This is a genomic window from Micromonospora echinofusca, from assembly GCF_017614955.1.
GTDB classification, from domain to species: Bacteria; Actinomycetota; Actinomycetes; order Mycobacteriales; family Micromonosporaceae; genus Micromonospora; species Micromonospora echinofusca_A.
Genome location: NZ_WVUH01000145.1, coordinates 1 through 16,956, shown reverse-complemented (window position 1 = coordinate 16,956; position 16,956 = coordinate 1). Strand labels below are relative to the sequence as shown.

Below are 16,956 nucleotides of genomic sequence, written 5' to 3'. Positions count from 1 at the left end.
ACCCGCCACCACACGGTTACCCGCCACCACCCGGCTACCGACCGCCCGCACCCTCGGGACCAACAGTGCCGGGACCAGCAGTGCCGGAACAAGCAGTGCCGACACCGGAGCCGGAACCGGAGCCGCCCCGGTGACGTCGGGCTGTTATCCGGTCGCCCCACCGCGACCCGGAGGGTAGCTTCGCCGCATGCCCGACCCCGCCACCCTGATCCGGGTACCCGGACTCGCGCCCGCCCCGTACGCCTACGCCGCCGTCGTGCCCGGGGCCCGACTGGTCTTCACCGCAGGAGCGTGCCCGCTGGACGCCGCCGGTGACACCGTCTGCCCCGGCGACGTCGCCGGGCAGGCGGAACAGGTGATGGCGAACCTTACCGCCGCGCTCGCCGCCGCCGGGGCCGGCCTGGCCGACGTGGTCAGGACCACCGTCTACGTGGCCTCGGCGGAGCGGGCCGACCTGGTCACCGTCTGGAACGTGGTCCGGGCCGGCTTCGGTGACCACGACCCGCCGAGCACGCTGCTGGGCGTGGCCGTGCTCGGCTACCCCGACCAGCTCGTCGAGGTCGAGGCGGTCGCCGTGGTCGATCCGCCCGCACCGGCCGGGGAGGCCGCCGGGGCATGCTGATCCGGACCGCCCGCCCCACCGACGCGCCCGCCGTGGTCGCGCTCCGCGCCCTGGTCCACCCCTATCTGGTACGCGGGGTGGCGTCCACCCGCCTCATGATCGCCGAGCCGCCACCGGGCGAACACTGGACGGCGTTCGTCGCCGAACAGGACGGACAGGTCGTCGGCTGGGTCTCGGCGTACCGGAACGCGACCTCGTCGACCACGGGGGTCGGGGAGGTCGCCCTGCTGCACGTGCATCCCGGGCACCGCCGCGCCGGCCTCGGTACCGCCCTGCTGGCCGGGGCGCTGGAACATCTGCGACCGCTCGACGTGCGGCTGGTACGCACCTGGGCGCAGACCGACGCGCTACCGTTCGCCGCCCGCCACGGTTTCACGCCGAGCCGCGAGGTGCGGTACTCCGCGCTGCCGCTGCGGGACGTACCGCCGCTGCCCGCGCCGCCGGACGGCGTCCGACTGGTACCCCTGACCGGGCTGGACCCCCGACGGCTGCATGCCGCGCACGCGGCGGCCGCTGCGGACGAACCGGGCGACGTACCCGCCGACGCCATCTCCTACCGCCGGTGGTGCTACGAGGTCTGGGACAACCTGGGCCTGGACCGCGAGGCGAGCACGGCGGTCGAGCTGGACGGTGAGCTGGTGGCGTTCTCCCTAATGAAGCGGGACGGCGACCGGATGTGGTCGGACATGACCGCGACCCTGCCCGCATACCGGGGACGCGGACTGGCCCGGCTGGCGAAGCTCTCCGCGCTGCACCGGGCCGCCGCCCACGGGGTCAGGACCGCCTACACGTCCAACGACGAGGCGAACCTGCCGATGCTCGCGATCAACCAGCGGCTCGGTTACCGGCAGGTCGGCAGCCAGTGGTCCTGTCTCGCCACCCTGACCGAAGTGCGTTGACCGACATCCGCTGACCGAAGTGCGCTGACCGAAGTGCGCTGACCGCCTGTCCGGCCGACGGTCGGTCCGGTCGCGCCGGCTCAGCCCCGTTCGACCGGCTGGCCCAGCGACCGTCGGGTGAGGAGCGCGGCCCCGGCCACCGCAGCCGGCATGATCAGGACCGCACCGAGCGGGATCAGGAAACAGACGAAGACCGCCGTCCCGAACCCCAGGGACATGGTCCGGTTGTTCCGCAGCACCCGACGCCGGTCCGGCAGCCCCATGCCCCGCCGCTGGAACGGCGCACCCACCAGCTCCAGCGCCAGGAACCAGCCACCCACCAGCGCACCGATCACGGGAACCACGGTCTGCCCGACCACCGGGATGAGGCCGGCCACGAAGAGCGGTACGCCGACCAGGGCCGATACCGCGACCAGGCGTACCGAGTCGACGGCGCTGCGGCGCAGTGCCTTCCAGAACGGCACCTCCACCAGGTCCGGGGTGCCGCCGTACCGCTGCTCGACCAGCTCGGAGATCTTCTCGTAGAACGGATCGCCGATGATCAGCGTGAGCGCGGTGAAGGCGACCACGGCGAGCAGGCCGCCCACGCCCAACAGGGCCAGTCCGGTGACCACCCGGAGGGTGTCCCGCAGACCGCTGGACCAGTCGTCGGCGAACGGGGTGACCAGCGCGGCCAGGTCGTCGACGAACCAGACGAGCCCGACGAACGCGCCAAGCAGGAGGAGTCCGGAGACCAGCGCGGGCACGATGCCGAGTACGACCAGTTTCGGGCTGCGGACGTAGACCGCGAGGCCGCGCAGGAGCAGCCCGGCACCGGAGAGGAACTGGCCTGCCGCGCCGGTCACCGGCGCCACCACCGAAGGGGAGTTCACGAGCCGGAAGCCTAGTGGCCGGCCGGTCGCCGGGCGCGGTGGAGCGTCGGGCAGGGCCGGAAGTGTTAACAAGGGGCCCTTCCTCTACCGGAAACGTTAAGCGGGGGCCCTTCCTTACATCTGGGCATCCACCGGATGGTGGATGTCCGGCATCCACCGGGGTCGCGTCGGTTCGCCGCCCGCTGGTTGATCCACCGCAGCCGCCACGCCGGGATGCTTGATCCCGTACGACACCCGGGGCGGAGGCGGCGTCATGCCGGTCATCGAGGTGACCAACCTGCACAAGAGGTACGGCGACCGGATCGCCGTGCACGACGTCTCGTTCCGGGTGGAGCGGGGTGAGATCTTCGGCATCCTCGGCCCGAACGGCGCCGGGAAGACCACCACCGTGGAGTGTGTAGCCGGGCTCCGGGTTCCCGACGGGGGCGGGGTGTCGGTCCTCGGACTCGACCCCCGCAGGGACTCGGCCCGGCTACGCCACCGCGTGGGGGTCCAGTTGCAGGAGAGTCAGCTACCGGACCGGATCCGGGTACGGGAGGCCCTCGACCTCTACGCCTCGTTCTACCGGACACCGGCCGACCCGGGTCGGCTCCTGACCGAGCTGGGCCTGACCGACCAGCGCAACAGCGCGTACCGGACGCTCTCCGGCGGGCAGAAGCAGCGGTTGTCCATCGCACTGGCGCTGGTCGGGAACCCGGAGGTGGCCGTCCTCGACGAGCTGACCACCGGGCTCGACCCGCAGGGCCGCCGGGAGATCTGGGACCTCGTCGAACGGCTCCGGGCCCGGGCGGTGACGGTGCTGCTGGTCACCCATCTGATGGCCGAGGCGGAACGGCTCTGCGACCGGGTCGCGGTGGTCGACGCGGGTCGGGTGGTCGCGGTCGACACCCCGGTCGGTCTGGTCGGCCGGGTGGTACCCGAGCAGCGGATCCGGTTCCGGCCGGCCGGGGAACTGGACGACGGGCTCCTCGCCGAACTGCCGGAGGTGACCTCGGTCCGGCGGGTCGGTGGGCAGGTCGTCGTCACCGGTACCGGGAACGTGCTGCACGCGGTCAGCTCGGTACTGGCCCGCAGCCGGATCGTCGTGGCCGACCTGCGGCTGGACCAGCCCACCCTCGACGACGCGCTGCTCCGGCTGATCGGGCCAGCGGCCGACCGGGAACCATCCGGGGCCGGGCACGACCGATCGCCGGCCGGGCCGGGGGCCGACCGGTGACCGGGTTCGGTCGGATCCTGCTCGTGGAGACCCGGCTCCAACTCCGGGACGTCCCGATGCTGCTCTTCTCGGTGGCCCTGCCCACGGTCATCCTGGTGCTGCTCGGCGCGGTACCGGCCCTGCGCCGACCCGACCCGCTCTTCGAGGGGCACAGCCTGGTCGCGTACCTCGCCCCGTCGCTGCTGGTCATCTCGCTGGCCATGGTCGGGTTGAACGCGTTGCCGAACGTACTGGCCGGGTACCGGGAACGCGGCGTGCTGCGCCGCCTGTCGACCACTCCGGCCGCACCGGTCAGCCTGCTCGCCGCCCAACTGGTGGTGAACCTGGCCGTCGCGGTACTCGGCGCGGTCCTGCTGATCGGGGTCGGGCGGCTGTTCTTCGGGATCCCGCTGCCCCGCGCGCCGTTCGGGTTCGCGGTCGCCTACCTGCTCGGCACCGGCGCCCTGTTCGCCCTCGGGCTGCTGGTCGCGGCGGTGGCGCGGAGTACCCGGGCAGCGGCCGGGCTCGCCACGGCGCTGAACATGTCGACCATGTTCCTCGGTGGCGTGTACCTGCCCCGATTCCTCCTGCCCGACGCGCTGGTCCGGGTCGGGGACGTCACCCCGCCGGGGGTACGGCCCCTGCTGGACGCCTGGAGCGGGACCCCGCCGCAGCCGGCGCACCTGGCCATAATGGCAGCGGTCACGGTCCTCGCCGGGACACTGGCCGCGAAGCTGTTCCGTTGGGAGTGAGCTGGCCGCCGATGAGCACCGTCCCCGAGCAGGCCGCCGACGGGCAGCGTCCCCGGGCGGCCCCACCGACGGGCACCGGCACGGAGCGGGCCCGCCGGCTCGCCGCCTGGGAGGAACGGCTGACCGTCCTCTACCGGTTCCTGCCGTACCTCACCCTGGCCGTCTCCGCGCTGCTCTCGGTGGTCACCGGTACCCCCCGGCTGGCCGGTACGCTCGCCATCTCGGCGCTGGCCGCCGGCTGGGTCACCTGGTTCATCGTGCTGCATCCGGAGTGGACCACCCGTCGTCGGCTGATGGCGGTCTACTACGTCGGCCTGCTGATCCTCGCCGGGACACTGGTGCTGCGCAGTCCCTGGTACGGCTTCTTCGCCTGGCTGGGGTTCGTGCACGCGTTCGTCGCCCTGCCCGGCGGTTGGCGGTTCGCCGGGGTGGCCGGGTCGGCGGTCCTGGTCGCCACCGCGCAGAGCGGCGGTCTCCCCCGCACCGGTGGCCACTGGCTGTTCTGGACGGTGATCCTGCTGTTCAACGTCGGCGTGGCCAGCGCGGTGAGCTGGTTCAACTCGGTCACCGCGCAGCAGCACGCGAACCGGAAACGGCTGGTCGAGGAACTCGCCGAGGCCAACCGGCGCCTCGCCGAGACGATGCGGGAGAACGAGGGGCTGCACGCCCAGTTGCTGGTCCAGGCACGGGAGGCCGGTGTCCTGGACGAGCGGCAGCGGATGGCCCGGGAGATCCACGACACCCTCGCCCAGGGCCTGATCGGGGTGGTCACCCAGTTGGAGGCGGCCGAGCAGGCCCGGGACCGGCGCGGGGACTGGCAACGCCACGTCGGGTACGCCGCCGCGCTGGCCCGGGAGAGCCTGGCGGAGGCCCGGCGTTCGGTCCGGGCGGTACGCCCCGAACCGTTGGAGACCGCCCGGCTGCCGGATGCGCTGGCCGAGCTGGCCCGGCGCTGGTCGGTACGGCACGACGTGCCCGCCGAGCTGGTCACCACGGGTACGCCCCGCAGGCTGCACCCGGAGGTGGAGGTGACCCTGCTGCGGGCCGGTCAGGAGGCGTTGGCGAACGTCGCCCGGCATGCCGCCGCGACCCGGGTGGGGTTGACCCTGTCGTACATGGAGGATGTGGTCACCCTGGACGTACGCGACGACGGGGTGGGTTTCCGACCGGAGCAGGTCGGTACCGGTGACGACCGGGCCGGGCCGGACGGTGGCGGACCCGGTGCCGCCGGGTCCGGTGGTTTCGGGTTGACCGCGATGCGGCAACGGGTCGACGGGGTGGGTGGTGAGCTGGTGATCGAGTCCGAGCCGGGGGCGGGTACGGCGGTCTGCGCGTCCGTCCCGGTCCTCCCCGGGGCCGCGCGGTGACGGCGGCGGACCGGTGACCGTGGACACCGGGAGCGGCCGGGTGGGCGGGCCGGTCCGGTTGCTGATCGTCGACGACCATCCGGTGGTCCGGGACGGGCTGCGCGGCATGTTCGCGGGGCACCCCGACTTCGAGGTGCTCGGTGAGGCCGCCGACGGTGCCGAGGCGCTCGTGCTGGCCCGTGCCCTGCGCCCGGACGTGGTACTCATGGATCTGCGGATGCCCGGCATGGACGGGGTGACCGCGACCGGCCACCTCCTCGCCACCGAACCCGCTCCCCGGGTGCTGGTGCTGACCACGTACGACACCGAGGGTGACGTGCTGCCCGCCGTGCAGGCCGGGGCCACCGGGTACCTGCTCAAGGACACCCCGCGCGACGAGCTGTTCCGGGCGGTCCGGGCGGCGGCCCGGGGTGACTCGGTGCTCTCCCCCGCCGTGGCGACCCGGCTGATGGGCCGGCTGCGCGCCCCCGCCGAGACGCCGCTGAGCCAGCGGGAACGGGAGGTGCTCGCCCTGGTCGCCCGGGGCTCGACCAACCGGGAGGCGGCGGCGCACCTGTTCGTCAGCGAGGCCACCGTGAAGACCCATCTGCTGCACATCTACGCGAAGCTCGGCGTCAAGGACCGGGCCGCCGCCGTGGCGGTCGCCTTCGAGCGGGGCCTGCTCGGCCCGACCGGTCGGTAAGAACCCGACCGGCCGGTGACGGGCGTGACCGGTCGGTAGCGGGCGTGACCGGTCGGTAGCGGGCGTGACCGGCCCGGCCGGGCGGCGGCGTACCACCGGTGGCGGGCAGGATGGCAGGGTGCGCGCCTCCCGGCTGATCTCGCTGTTGCTGCTGCTCCAGTCGCGGGGGACGATGACCGCCGCCGACCTCGCCGCCGAGTTGGAGGTCTCCGAACGGACCGTCTACCGGGACGTGCTGGCCCTGTCCGCTGCCGGCATCCCGGTCTACGCCGACCGGGGCCGGACCGGCGGCTACCGGCTGCTCGGCGGGTACCGGACCCGGCTGACCGGGTTGAGCCGGGCGGAGGCGGAGGCGCTGTTCCTCGCCGGGCTACCCGGGCCGGCCGGGGACATGGGACTCGCCGAGGCGGTCACCGCCGCCCGGCTCAAGGTGCTGGCCGCCCTGCCGCCCGCGCTACGGGACGCCTCCACCCGCACCGGGCAGCGGTTCCACCTGGACGTGCCGGGCTGGTTCGAGTCGGCCGACCCACCGCCGCTGCTGGCCGAGCTGGCCCGCGCGGTCTGGCAGGACCGGACCGTCGGGCTGCGGTACCGCCGACGTGACCGGGAGGTGACCCGGTCGGTGCAGCCGTACGGGCTGGTCCTGAAGAACGGCATCTGGTATCTGGTCGCCCGGGTCGGGGCGGGCCACCGCACGTACCGGGTGGACCGGGTGGTCGGCGTGGAGGTGCGGGAGGAGACCTTCGACCGGGACCACGACTTCGACCTGGCCGGGTTCTGGGCGGACCGGACCGAGGAGTTCGTCCGGGAGATGCTCGCCGACCGGGTCACCGTCCGGCTCAGCCCCGCCGGCCTGCGGGTACTGCGGCACGCGGCGGAGAGTTTCGCGTACGCCGAGGCGGTGGCCGCCGCCGGTGGACCCGACGGGCAGGGCTGGGTGGTCACCCGCCTGCCCGTCGAGTCCCTCGACGTGGCGTACGACGTGCTGCTACGACTGGGCCCGGAGGCGGAGGTACTCGACCCGCCCGCACTCCGGGCCCGGATGGCCGAGGCGGCCGGACGCCTGGACCGGCTCTACTCCGGCCGGGGTTGACCGGGGCCGGACCGGTGGGCCGGACCGGTCAGCGGTAGCCGGTCACGTCGGCCGGCTTACCGGCGTCGGCGACCTCGGCCAGGTACCGGAAGGCGTCCGGACGGCTGCCGTCGAGGTCGGTGAAGCCGTACACCTGGGCCAGCTCGCCGCTGGAGACGGACCGGCCGTTCCAGCGGGCCCGGTCCGGGTCGGCGGCGAGGGCGGCCACCGCCCGGCCGACGAACGCCGGGGTCTCCGAGATCGCGAAGTGCAGGTCCTTGACGGTGCCGTCGCGCCAGTTCTCCTCGGTGACCCCGAAGTGTTCGAGCATGGCCTCCGACCGGAGCCAGCCCGGCGTCAACGCGACCGCCGTGGCGCCGTGCGGCGCCAACTCCCGGGCCTGGCTGAACGCGAGGCGGTTCACCGACACCTTCGCCAGGTCGTAGAAGACCGAGAGCCGGTAGTTGCGGTCGTTGTACGCGGTGGTGCCGTCGCCGATCTCCACCAGCAGTCCACCGGGTCGGCGGATCAGCAGCGGAAGCGCGAAGTGGCTGGTGATGATGTGCGTGTCCACGGCGAGCCGCAGGGTCCGGAACCCGGCCTCCAACGGTTGCTCCCAGACCGGCTTGTGCCAGGTGATCAGTGGGTCGGCGCCCCAGACGTCGTTGACCAGTACGTCCAGCCGTCCCTGTTCCCGGTCGATCCGCTCGACCAGGGCGCGCACCTGGTCGGGTACCAGGTGGTCCACCCGGACCGCGATGCCGGTGCCGCCGGCTGCGGTGACCAGTTCGGCGGTCTCCTCGATGGTCTCCGGGCGGTCGAGTTCCGAGCGGTGTTCCCGGGTGGTCCGGCCGGTGGCGTAGACCGTCGCCCCGGCGGCGCCCAGTTGCACCGCGATCTGCCGCCCGGCTCCCCGGGTCGCCCCGGCGACCAGGGCGACCTTTCCGGTCAGTGCTCCTGTCGGTGTTGCTGTCATACCGTCGACCCTGGCAGCAAATCCTGACAGGCCACGTCCGGCTTTCCAGCCGGTCCGAAGTCGTTTTTCCGATCCCGACGGGTGAGTCATGATCAGGCGATGCATCTGCTGCTCGCCGGGATCGTCGGTTCGGTGGCCTACGGCCTGTCCGGCCCGGGGTCCGACGTGGACCGGATCGGTGTGTTCGCCGCACCGACGGTGGCCTTTCACGGGCTGCGCCCGCCCCGGGAGTCGGTGGTCACCACCCACCCCGACCTCACCTGGCACGAGGCCGGCAAGTACTGCCGGCTGGCGTTGAGCGGCAACCCGACCGCGAGTGAGCTGCTCTGGCTGCCCGAGGAGCTGTACGAGACCCGGACCGACCTGGGTGACCGGCTGATCGCCATCCGGTCGGCGTTCCTCAGCGCACCCCGGGTTCGGGACGCCTACCTCGGGTACGCCACCCAGCAGTTCCGCAAACTGGAGTCCCGGGGTGACGGCAGTTTCTCGGCGGACACCCGGCGGCGGACCGCCAAGCACGCCCGGCACCTGGCCCGGCTGCTGCACCAGGGTCGGACGCTCTACACCACCGGGGAGCTGCCGATCCGGCTCGCCGACCCGGAGTTCTACCGTGCCTTCGGCGAGCGGGTGGCCGGCGGGGAGTTGGCGGAGGCCCGGGAACTGCTGGCCCGGGCCGCCGACGGGTTCGACACCGCGCACAGCCCGTTACCGCAGCACCCGGACGAGGAGACCGTGGAACGCTGGCTGCTCGACGTACGGGCCGCGCACCTGCCGGGCGCCACGGACGACCTGGCGGGCCGGCCTGCCGGCAACCGCTGACCCACTGTCGGCCTGCCGGCAACCGCAGACCCGCTGCCGGCCTGCCCACAGCCGCAGACCCGCTGCCGGTCCGTCACGGTCCGGTTCGGAGCCGGATCAGTCGTTGAGGAAGCCGGAGATCCGGGCGCGCAGGTCGGCACGTTCGTGCCAGAGCACACCCGGCCGGTCGTACATGTGCAGGGTGGCCCGGGGCAGCACGTCGGCGAGCTGCACGGCGACCTCCGCCGGGTGCAGGTCGTCCCCGCTACAGCCGATCACCAGGGCCCGGGCGGTCACCGCGCGCAGTGCCGTGCGGTCGGGTACCGGCACCTGGTCGGGCAGACCGGCCAGCCCGGTCGCCAGCCCGTCCCGCAGCAACTGGTCGAGACGCTGCCGCAGGTACGCCCAACCGGCCGGGGTGTTCCGGACCGTCGGCGGTAGCTCCACCGCCACCGCCTCGGCGACCGCCGAGGCGTCCCCGCTCTCCACCGCGTCGAGCAGGTCGGCGATCCGCTGGCGGGCGACCGCCGGCCGGGGCTGGTCGAGGGCGGCCGGCAGGAACAGGACCACCCGGTCGAACCGCTCGGGACTCTCCGCCAGCAGCCGGCAGAGCGCACCGGCACCGAGGCTGACCCCGACGGCACGGGTGGCGCCGGTGAGATCGGCGATCGCCCGCAGGTCCCGGGCCAGGTCCAGATAGTTCCAGTCACCCGGTGGCGCGTCGGACCGGCCGTGCCCCCGGAACTGGAGGAACACCTTCCGGCCCCGGACCGCACTGCCGAACGGCCGGGTCGTCGCGATCCCGCCGCCCAACCCGTGCGCGAACACGGTGACCGGGTCACCGCTGCCGGCGATCAGCCGCTCCAGGCGTACCCCGTGCGGGGTGGCGACCAGCTCGGTCTCCGGCTCGGGCAGGGCCGGCCGGCCGGTACGTGGTGCGCTCGGACCCGGTCCGTAGGTGCGCGGGCCCCCGTCCGGCGGCGGTGGCCAGCGGAAGTCCCTCACCAGAAGCCTTTCCCGTCGGTCAGGTCCCGCAGTCCCACCCGGACGTCGAGCAGGTAGATCAGGCCGGCGGCGATACCCACCAGGCCGAAGATGCTCAGCACCCCGAAGCCGAGCAGGGTCAGCACCAGACAGACGGCCAGAATGGCGATCCAGGCACCCTTCGGCAGGGTGCCGATCGCGGGGAACGCGTCGGCGCGCTGGGTGATCGCGTGGATCAGTGCGACACCCTGGACGATCAACGCGATCACGAGCAGGACCAGCTCCACCACGTAGCGGAACTGGTCGATGAAAATCGGCGCGGCGATAGCCATGTCCGCAAGCTTATGTCGGCGAGCCCGGACACGTCCGCTGGGACGCATCCGGGCTCGCGGCACGGCGTACCGGAAACTACTTGGCGGCCGGGCGGGTCCGCTTGGTGGGCAGCTTGGCCGAGGGGGTGGCGGTCGACGCGGCAGCCGGCTTGCGGGCGGCGCGCGGGCGGGTCGCCTTGGGCTTGCTCTCCACGACCTCGGCGACGGTGGCCGGGGTGGCGGCGGCCTCGGTCGCGGTGGTGGCGGCGGCCTCGGTCGCGGTGGTGGCCTCGGCCGGAGCGGTGGTGGCCTCGGCCGGAGCCGGCTCCGCCGGCTTCTCGACCAGCTCCGCCTCGGTGACCTCCATGTCGGCGTTCACCGTGTCGGCGGCCTGCACCACACCGGACCCGACGACCCGCTCGCCCCGGGCCACCAGGGCGCCGTACGCGGCCAGGGCCCGCTCCTGCGCGGCGTGGGCGCCGGCCACGACCACCGCGGCGTTCCGGGCCGCGACGGTCCGGAGCCGGTCCAGGTCGAGGTCCGCCGGGACGGCCTTCTCCCGGAGACCCGCCGCCGTGGTGTTGGCGGTACGCAGGGTGGTGACGGCCTTCTCCCGCAGGTCGGCGGTACGCAGGGTGGCCACCGCCTTCTCGCGCAGCTCGACGGTGGTGCTCACCGCCCGGCCGCCCAGCTCGGTGACGACGGTGGGGAGCTTGCGCAGCTGCTGGTAGGCGAGTTCACCGGCACCGGCGGCGGCGTAGAGCGGGGCCGGGATGCGGGTGGTCCGGGTCTGCTGGGTCATCACTTCTCCTCTTCGACCGCGTCCGCGGCCTTGTCGACGGTCGCCTTGCCGGCGACGCTCTTCGTGGCGCCGGTCCTGCCGGCGGTGGTCCTGTCTGCGCTGGACGTCGCGGTGGTGGTCTTCGTGGCGCCGGTCTTCCTGGCACCGGCCCGGCCTGCACTGGACGTCGCGGTGGTGCTGGTCCGGTCGTCGGCGGCCTTACGGACCACCCGACGGGTCGACTTCCGCGCCGGCTCCGCCGGGACCGGTCCGTCGAGGACCGGCTCAGGGGAGGACGGTCCGGTGGAGAACGGTCCGGCAGGTGGCGGTGCTGCCGCACCGGCCTCGGTCACCGCCACCGATGCGAGCACCTCGGTGGCCGGCGACCCACTGACCGTGGCGCCGCCGGTGACCGGCGACTCGCTGCCGGCGGTCCCGCTGGCGGACACCGGCGTGACCTGCGGCTCGCTGCCGACGGTCCCGTCGGCGGACACCGGCGTGACCGACGGCTCGGTCGCCGGTCCCGCAGCCGCCGGGTCGGCGTGCCGCAGGTTCTCCCGGCGGAACGTCTCGTAGATCTGACTCAGGGACTGTTTCTGCGCCATGGTCAGGTCGGGGTCGACCGCGATGGCCGCGAGCACCCCCTGCCCCTCACGGTCGTCGAGGAGCCCCGCCCGCAGGTACATCGCCGGGGTGGAGACCCGCAGCGCGCTGGCGAGCTGCTGGAGCACCTCGGCGCTCGGCTTGCGCAGACCCCGCTCGATCTGGCTCAGGTACGGGTTGCTCACACCGGCCTGCTCGGCGAGCTGCCGGAGCGAGATCCTGGCGTTGCGGCGCAGGTCGCGGATGAACTCCCCGACGTCGCGGGGCAGGTCCTTGTGTGTCGCCATGCCCCCGAAGCTAGCCCGCTCTGCTAACTCCTGCAAGCAGAACGCTAGCGATAGTTAGCGACCTCACCCCGGACCAGTCACCCCGGCCGGCGCGAGCGCCCCGTGGGCACCGGGCTGCGCGACCGCCCGGTGTGCCCCGGCCGGCGCAACCGCCCGTGGGCCCTGGGCAGGGGCCCACGGGCGGGGGCACCGCGACTACCAGACCGACCGCACCGCACCCACCGATACGCCCCCGCCGGTCAACGGCACCTCGGCCAACTCGTCGAGCACGCTGGCGGCGACGCCCAGCCGGCGCAGGGCGGAGACCAGCACCGGGGTACGGGCCCGGGCCGCCCCGTCGTCGATCTTGATCGCGACCGCACCCACCTCCGGTACCGCCACCGCGATGACGCCCTCCGCGCCGACCTTGGCGAGCAGCCCGGGTACACCCGCCATCAGCCGGGTGTCCTCGGCCCCGGTCCCCGCCACGATCTCCGGGTGGGCCCGCATCGCGTCGGCGACGGCGCGTTCCGCCGAGCCGGGCGTACCGTGCACCAACCGCAGGAACGCCCCGGCCAGCGCGGTCAGCGACAGAGCCAGCACCGGCGCCCCGCACCCGTCCACCCCGACCGCCGCCGCCGGCTCCCCGGCGAACTCCTCGATGGTGGCCCGCAGCCCACGCTGCAACGGGTGCTCCGGCTGCCAGTACCCGGCCACCGGCCAGCCGGCCGCCTGACAGGTCAGCAGCATCCCCGCATGCTTACCCGAACAGTTCATCAGGATGCGGGACGGGCCACCACCGGCCCGGTACGTCTCGGCCTGGGCCGACGCCCCGAGCGGCAGCTCGGGCGGGCAGTGCAGGGCCGACTCGTCCAGACCGGCACCCCGCAGCATGGCGCGTACCCGGGCGACGTGGAAATCCTCACCGAAGTGGCTCGCCGCGACGAGGGCCAGATCGGCCGGGTCGGTGAGCCGCAGCCCGGCCCGCAGCATGCCGACCGCCTGCATCGGCTTGTTCGCCGAGCGGGGGAACACCGGCGAGGTGACGTCCCCCGCCGACGTGACCACCACTCCCCTCGCGTCCAGCAGCACCACCGACCCCCGGTGGAGCCCCTCCACGAAACCGGACCGGACCACCTCGGCGAGCGGCACGCCGCCCTCGTACGTCTTTCTCACGAGGTGGAACGCTACTACGGACGTAAGGAAGGGCCCCCGGTTAACGCTTTTGGTAGAGGAAGGGGCCCTTCTTAACACCTTTCCCGGGCGCGCTGGTCAGAGGCCGAGCAGCTGCCGGGCCTCCACCGGGGTCAGCGGTGGACGCTGGGCCAGCTGGGCGAAACTGACCGCACGCGCCACCAGCTGCATGTTCGACTCGACCGGCTGGCCCTTGGCGTACGTGATGGTGTCCTCCATCCCGACGCGGAGATGACCCCCGGCGGAGAGCGACGCGAGCATGACCGGCAGGGTGCTCCGCCCGACGCCCGTCGCCGAGAAGGTGGTGCCCTCCGGCAGGTCTCGCAGCGCCTGCCGGCAGGCGACCAGCGCGTCGGTGGTACCAGGCATCCCGCCGGGTACCCCCATCACGAAGTCGACGTGCACATGGCCACCGGCGGGCAGACCGTACTTCCCGAGCAGCCGCTGGAGGGCGGTCAGGTGACCGAGGTCGAAGATCTCGTACTCTGGCACGATCCCGCGCTCCTGCATCCGGCTGTGCAGGTCGACGATGAACTCCCAGCGGTTGAGGAAGACGTCGTCGCCGAAGTTGACCGTACCCATCGTGCAGGAGGCCATGTCCGGCCCGGCGTCGAGTACGGCGAGCCGGGCCGACTCGGGATCGGTCACCGCGCCACCGGTGGAAAGCTGCACGATCAGGTCGCTGCCCTCGCGGAGTGCCGCGACGGTCTCCCGGAGCCGACCGGCGTCGAGGGTGGGCCGGGCCTCGTCGTCCCGGATGTGGACGTGGATCACGGCGGCGCCGAGTGCCACACACTCCTTCGCGGTCAGTGTCAGCTCGTCGAGGGTCACCGGCAGCGCCGGTACGTCCGCCTTGCTCGACTCCGCGCCGGTGGGGGCAACCGTGATCAACGTCCCTGTTGTCATGCCGGCGATCCTAGACCGCACCCCGGGGCTGATCACCAGCACCGACGCGGTTAACAGGGGGCCCTTCCTATACCGAAAGCGTTAACAGGGGGCCCTTCCTTACACCTCAGTCGATGGCGGCGGCGGAGTCGCCGACCATCAGGCGGGCGTCGTCGGCGACGTTACGCTTCACCACGGCCAGGGCGATCTGCCCCAGTTCGTAATGTTGCACGGCGGTGCCGACGAACCCGACCGTCCGGCCGTCCAGGGTGACCGGCGTACCCGGGGACGGAAGCTGGTCGCTGGCCACCCCGTCCAGGTGCAGCAGTACCAGCCGTCGGGGCGGGCGACCCAGGTTGTGCACCCGGGCGACGGTCTCCTGCCCCCGGTAGCAGCCCTTGTCCAGGTGCACCGCCGGGCCGATCAGGTCCACCTCGGCGGGGATGGTCCGGTGGTCGGTGTCCAGTCCGACCCGGGCCCGCCGGGCGGCCACCCGCAGCGCCTCGTACGCCCACAGGCCCGCCACCGGCACGTCGGCCGCCCGCAACTCGGCGACCACCTGGTCCATCGCGTCCCGGGGTACCAGCAGGTCCACACCGAGCGGACCACGTCGGGCCCAGCCGCCGACCGGCAGTACGCGTACGTCGTACCGGCTGGTCGGCCGGGGCGGCACGGTGCCGGCGGCGAACTTCGCAGCGGGCACCTCGACGGTGTCCGGGGCTGCCAGGTCGGTCACCCCGAGCGTGCCGACGGCCTGGACCGCTTCCGGGCCGGCCACGGTGAGCAGCGCGTACCGCGCGGTGACGTCGGCCGGGTCGACCCGGGTGAAGAACCGCATCTTCTCCAGGTACCCGAGCAGACCCCCGGTGGCGCCCGGCTCGGTGTCCAGCCAGGTGGTCTCACCGTCCTCGGCGACCATGGCATGCTGCTCGATGTGCCCGTGCGGGGAGAGGACCAGCAGCTCGGTGCCCTGACCGGCGCGTAGGTCGGCGAGGTGCTGGGTGGTGAGGGTGTGCAGCCAGCCGGTCCGTTCCGCACCGGGCACGGCGACCACACCCCGGTGCGACCGGTCGACCAGGGCGGCACCGGTGGCCAGGGTGCGCTGCTCGCGTAGCGGGTCACCGTAGTGGGCCGCCACCGGTCGTACCCCGGCGGCGGCGTGCGACGACTCAGGCTGGTCGGGCGTCGCGGCGTCGATGGCCTCGACCGCCACCGCCCCCGGTATCTCGATCATTTCCGCTCCCCGTTCTCGTCAGCCGCCGGCCGGCGCCCGCCGACAGCGGCAGGCCCGCTAGGCCCGCTAGGACCGCTAGGCCCGCTAGGCCCGGTGGCGCCGGTGATTCCAGCGGCCGGTGGTGCCACCGCCCCCGCACAGTTGCCACACACTCCGAAAAGTGCCACATGCCCGATGTCGACCTGGAACCCGCGTTCGGCGGCCAACCGCCCGGCGAGCGGGGCCAGCAGCTCGGGGTCGATCTCGTCGATGGCACCGCAGTCCCGGCAGACCAGGTGGATGTGCTGGTGCTCACCGGCCGCGTGGTAGGTCGGCGAACCGTGGGAGAGGTGGGTGTGGGTCACCAGCCCGAGCCGTTCCAGCAGCTCAAGGGTCCGATAGATGGTGGTGATGTTGACCCCGGCGGCCACCTCACGGACCGCCGTGTGCACCTGCTCGGGAGTGGCGTGCCCGAGGTCCAGCACCGCCTGGAGGATCAACTGCCGCTGCGCCGTCAACCGCAGCCCACGGGAGCGCAGCAATTCGGCCAGGGAGGATTCCGACACCGTCCGATCATAGTGCGCCCTGCCCGGACCCCCTCCGTGGACGGCACCCGGGAGGCTACGCTCGGCTGCCATGTCGGGACACCGGATCGTCGCCGTGGCCGGTCGGGGTGTCGTGCCCGCCGGGGAGCCGGTCCTGCTGGCCGACGACCGGGGCGCCCTGCACGGGGACGGCATCTTCGAGACCATGCACGTACGGGGTGGCCGTCCCTGGCTGGTCGGCGAACACCTGGCCCGACTGGCCGGGGCCGCGGCGGTGGTGGACCTGACGCTCCCCGACCCCGCCGAACTGGTCGAGCTGATCGGCGTGACCTGCGCGGACTGGCCGACCGGAGTCGAGGGGGCGCTGCGGCTGGTCTGCACCCGGGGACCGGAGAGCAGCAGGCAGCCCACCGTCTGGACCACCCTGACCGAGGTACCAGCGGGGGCCCGCGCCGCCCGGCGGGCCGGGCTCGCGGTGGCCACCCTGCCGCTGCCGGTCACCGCGACCGGACGCGCCGGGCTGGACTGGCTGCCCGCCGGGATCAAATCCACGTCGTACGCGTTGAGCAACGCGGCCCGCCGGTGGGCCGCCACGAACGGGGTGGACGACGTGCTCTGGGTCTCCACCGACGGGTACGCCCTGGAGGGACCGACCGCGAACCTGGTCTGGCTGGACGGGACGACACTGTGCACGGTGCCGGCCCAGGCGACCGGGATCCTGCCCGGGGTGACCGCCGGCTGGCTGCTCGCGCACGCCGGTCGACTCGGGCTGACGGCTGCCGAACGGATGGTGACGCCGGAGCAGCTCCGGGCGTCGGCCGGTGTCTGGTTCACCTCGTCGGTACGCGGACTCGCCCCGGTCCGGTCCCTGGACGGTCGGGCGTTGCCCGACTCCCGGTACACCGCCGAACTGCTCGACCTGCTCGGCTTCCCCACCCC

17 protein-coding genes and 2 pseudogenes are annotated in these 16,956 nt (G+C 73.3%); 9 read left to right on the top strand and 10 right to left on the bottom strand.

Annotated features, from left to right (window positions below; genetic code table 11):
* The first annotated feature begins 187 nt into the window (after positions 1-187).
* Both GSF22_RS17620 and GSF22_RS17615 read left to right on the top strand, forming a co-directional pair.
* The gene (locus tag GSF22_RS17620) at positions 188-622 is read left to right on the top strand and encodes a RidA family protein (protein ID WP_208814708.1); all 435 of its coding nucleotides are present in this window, start codon (positions 188-190) and stop codon (positions 620-622) included.
* Positions 616-1,521: a GNAT family N-acetyltransferase gene (locus GSF22_RS17615; RefSeq protein ID WP_208814707.1), complete on the top strand. Its 906-nt coding sequence runs from the start codon at positions 616-618 to the stop codon at positions 1,519-1,521. Before GSF22_RS17620 ends, GSF22_RS17615 begins: the two co-directional genes overlap by 7 nt.
* An 80-nt stretch (positions 1,522-1,601) precedes the next feature.
* On the opposite strand, the gene GSF22_RS17610 is transcribed toward GSF22_RS17615, so the two are convergent.
* Positions 1,602-2,393 (bottom strand): EI24 domain-containing protein, encoded by a 792-nt coding sequence (locus GSF22_RS17610; RefSeq protein ID WP_208814706.1) that lies wholly within the window; start codon positions 2,391-2,393, stop codon positions 1,602-1,604.
* A 253-nt stretch (positions 2,394-2,646) separates the two neighbouring features.
* Here GSF22_RS17610 and GSF22_RS17605 point away from each other — a divergent pair, with 253 nt between their 5' ends.
* The 5 genes from GSF22_RS17605 (at position 2,647) to GSF22_RS17585 (ending at position 7,482) form a co-directional block, all read left to right on the top strand.
* Complete coding sequence (locus GSF22_RS17605; RefSeq protein WP_208814705.1) at positions 2,647-3,609, top strand: ABC transporter ATP-binding protein; 963 nt, start codon at positions 2,647-2,649, stop codon at positions 3,607-3,609.
* Entirely contained in the window at positions 3,606-4,340 is a 735-nt protein-coding gene (locus tag GSF22_RS17600; RefSeq protein WP_208814704.1) for an ABC transporter permease, read from the top strand. Before GSF22_RS17605 ends, GSF22_RS17600 begins: the two co-directional genes overlap by 4 nt.
* A gap of 11 nt (positions 4,341-4,351) precedes the next feature.
* Positions 4,352-5,707, top strand: coding sequence for a sensor histidine kinase (locus GSF22_RS17595; protein WP_208814703.1), 1,356 nt, complete (start codon positions 4,352-4,354; stop codon positions 5,705-5,707).
* Between the two features lie 13 nt (positions 5,708-5,720).
* Complete coding sequence (locus GSF22_RS17590; RefSeq protein ID WP_208814702.1) at positions 5,721-6,389, top strand: response regulator transcription factor; 669 nt, start codon at positions 5,721-5,723, stop codon at positions 6,387-6,389.
* 118 nt (positions 6,390-6,507) lie between these two features.
* Positions 6,508-7,482, top strand: a complete 975-nt coding sequence (locus GSF22_RS17585; protein WP_208814701.1) for a helix-turn-helix transcriptional regulator — start codon at positions 6,508-6,510, stop codon at positions 7,480-7,482.
* 28 nt (positions 7,483-7,510) lie between these two features.
* Here the strand turns inward: GSF22_RS17585 and GSF22_RS17580 are convergent, their stop codons facing one another.
* On the bottom strand, positions 7,511-8,437 hold the full coding sequence (locus tag GSF22_RS17580; protein WP_208814700.1) for an SDR family oxidoreductase: 927 nt from the start codon (positions 8,435-8,437) through the stop codon (positions 7,511-7,513).
* Positions 8,438-8,518: 81 nt separating this feature from the next.
* On the opposite strand from GSF22_RS17580, the gene GSF22_RS17575 reads away from it, so the two are divergent.
* Positions 8,519-9,256 carry a nucleotidyltransferase domain-containing protein gene (locus tag GSF22_RS17575; RefSeq protein WP_307804075.1) on the top strand — a complete coding sequence of 246 codons (738 nt, stop codon included), beginning with the start codon at positions 8,519-8,521 and terminating at the stop codon, positions 9,254-9,256.
* A 96-nt stretch (positions 9,257-9,352) separates the two neighbouring features.
* Here the strand turns inward: GSF22_RS17575 and GSF22_RS17570 are convergent, their stop codons facing one another.
* The 8 genes and pseudogenes from GSF22_RS17570 to GSF22_RS17535 form a co-directional block, all read right to left on the bottom strand.
* Positions 9,353-10,240 carry an alpha/beta fold hydrolase gene (locus GSF22_RS17570; protein WP_208814699.1) on the bottom strand — a complete coding sequence of 296 codons (888 nt, stop codon included), beginning with the start codon at positions 10,238-10,240 and terminating at the stop codon, positions 9,353-9,355.
* A complete protein-coding gene (locus GSF22_RS17565; RefSeq protein ID WP_208814698.1) occupies positions 10,237-10,551 on the bottom strand; it encodes a DUF2516 family protein in 315 nt (104 codons plus the stop codon). The genes GSF22_RS17570 and GSF22_RS17565 overlap by 4 nt, the downstream gene beginning before the upstream one ends.
* A 76-nt stretch (positions 10,552-10,627) precedes the next feature.
* Complete coding sequence (locus GSF22_RS17560) at positions 10,628-11,332, bottom strand: hypothetical protein (RefSeq protein WP_208814697.1); 705 nt, start codon at positions 11,330-11,332, stop codon at positions 10,628-10,630.
* Between the two features lie 293 nt (positions 11,333-11,625).
* Positions 11,626-12,201 (bottom strand): annotated as a pseudogene (locus GSF22_RS36135) (helix-turn-helix domain-containing protein); the annotation flags it as partial.
* Positions 12,202-12,396: 195 nt separating this feature from the next.
* The gene (locus GSF22_RS17550; RefSeq protein ID WP_208814696.1) at positions 12,397-13,356 is read right to left on the bottom strand and encodes an asparaginase; all 960 of its coding nucleotides are present in this window, start codon (positions 13,354-13,356) and stop codon (positions 12,397-12,399) included.
* A 96-nt stretch (positions 13,357-13,452) separates the two neighbouring features.
* Positions 13,453-14,280, bottom strand: a complete 828-nt coding sequence (locus GSF22_RS17545; RefSeq protein ID WP_208814695.1) for a 3-keto-5-aminohexanoate cleavage protein — start codon at positions 14,278-14,280, stop codon at positions 13,453-13,455.
* A gap of 106 nt (positions 14,281-14,386) precedes the next feature.
* Positions 14,387-15,493 carry a CAF17-like 4Fe-4S cluster assembly/insertion protein YgfZ gene (gene ygfZ, locus GSF22_RS17540; RefSeq protein ID WP_208814694.1) on the bottom strand — a complete coding sequence of 369 codons (1,107 nt, stop codon included), beginning with the start codon at positions 15,491-15,493 and terminating at the stop codon, positions 14,387-14,389.
* Between the two features lie 137 nt (positions 15,494-15,630).
* Positions 15,631-16,038, bottom strand: a pseudogene (locus GSF22_RS17535) (Fur family transcriptional regulator); the annotation flags it as partial.
* 70 nt (positions 16,039-16,108) lie between these two features.
* Here GSF22_RS17535 and GSF22_RS17530 point away from each other — a divergent pair.
* A partial coding sequence (locus tag GSF22_RS17530; protein WP_208814693.1) for an aminotransferase class IV occupies positions 16,109-16,956 on the top strand: 848 nt, incomplete at its 3' end.

Coding starts and splice junctions, on each gene's coding strand:
- GSF22_RS17565 (WP_208814698.1), bottom strand. CDS start 10,551: ATGGCTATCGCCGCGCCGATTTTCATCGACCAGTTCCGCTACGTGGTG.
- GSF22_RS17615 (WP_208814707.1), top strand. CDS start 616: ATGCTGATCCGGACCGCCCGCCCCACCGACGCGCCCGCCGTGGTCGCG.
- GSF22_RS17595 (WP_208814703.1), top strand. CDS start 4,352: ATGAGCACCGTCCCCGAGCAGGCCGCCGACGGGCAGCGTCCCCGGGCG.
- ygfZ (WP_208814694.1), bottom strand. CDS start 15,493: ATGATCGAGATACCGGGGGCGGTGGCGGTCGAGGCCATCGACGCCGCG.
- GSF22_RS17560 (WP_208814697.1), bottom strand. CDS start 11,332: ATGACCCAGCAGACCCGGACCACCCGCATCCCGGCCCCGCTCTACGCC.
- GSF22_RS17605 (WP_208814705.1), top strand. CDS start 2,647: ATGCCGGTCATCGAGGTGACCAACCTGCACAAGAGGTACGGCGACCGG.
- GSF22_RS17580 (WP_208814700.1), bottom strand. CDS start 8,437: ATGACAGCAACACCGACAGGAGCACTGACCGGAAAGGTCGCCCTGGTC.
- GSF22_RS17545 (WP_208814695.1), bottom strand. CDS start 14,280: ATGACAACAGGGACGTTGATCACGGTTGCCCCCACCGGCGCGGAGTCG.
- GSF22_RS17620 (WP_208814708.1), top strand. CDS start 188: ATGCCCGACCCCGCCACCCTGATCCGGGTACCCGGACTCGCGCCCGCC.